At 55.7% G+C, this 318-nt stretch carries 1 protein-coding gene; it reads right to left on the reverse strand.

Annotated elements, in window-relative coordinates; translation table 11 throughout:
* A partial coding sequence (locus AC1RPG_RS08600) for a hypothetical protein (protein ID WP_481762570.1) occupies positions 1–260 on the reverse strand: 260 nt, incomplete at its 3' end.
* Positions 261–318: the final 58 nt, after the last annotated feature.

The following is a 318-nucleotide window of genomic DNA, read 5'->3' on the forward strand; positions in this document are numbered from 1 at the left end:
CGCGCATTGTCGAAACCGTCGTCGCCCGCTGCCTCACGGCTGTATTTCTCAGCAAACACATCCTTCTTCATCAATGCTTCGAATCGAAAGACCGTTCGGTTTCGGGTCGGAATCCGTGCCGGAATCAGTCCGAACTCTACAAGCTTCGGAATCAGGTACGACACATCGCGACCAACCATGCCATCACCACGCGTGATAAGAGCCTTGGGAGTGCCACGATCGTACAGTCCTTGGAGGCTCGTGCCATCCAACTTCCACATGCCGAAGTGGGGTCCCTTGCTACGCTTCGCAAACGACGGTACGTCGTCAGGATACGCT

The organism is Dellaglioa sp. CoH-57-MRSF-18, assembly GCF_056781995.1.